Origin of the sequence: Gordonia sp. UBA5067 (assembly GCF_002414845.1) — a bacterium.
Classification (GTDB): Bacteria; Actinomycetota; Actinomycetes; order Mycobacteriales; family Mycobacteriaceae; genus Gordonia; species Gordonia defluvii.
The window spans coordinates 30,452-30,721 of sequence record NZ_DIAX01000031.1; the positions used below are offsets into that span (position 1 = coordinate 30,452).

Here is a 270-nt window from a genome sequence, read left to right on the forward strand (position 1 = left end):
GCCGGCGTCGAGCGCGTCATGGGCTACTGCACGCCGCAGCAGTACCTCGAGTTCACCCGTTCTGCACCGGAGTTCGAGCAGATGCTCGTCAACTCGGGCACCCGTCTGATCAAGTTCTGGTTCTCCGTCGGTCGCGCCGAGCAGCACTCGCGCTTTGTGTCCCGCTCCAACGACAAGGTCAAGCAGTGGAAGCTCTCGCCGACCGACCTCGCCTCGCTGGACAAGTGGGACGCCTACACCGAGGCGAAAGAGGCGATGTTCTTCTACACC

1 pseudogene is annotated in these 270 nt (G+C 63.0%); it reads left to right on the top strand.

The features are described 5' to 3' along the window. Nucleotides 1-270 (top strand): annotated as a pseudogene (locus B4M62_RS05185) (polyphosphate kinase 2); the annotation flags it as partial.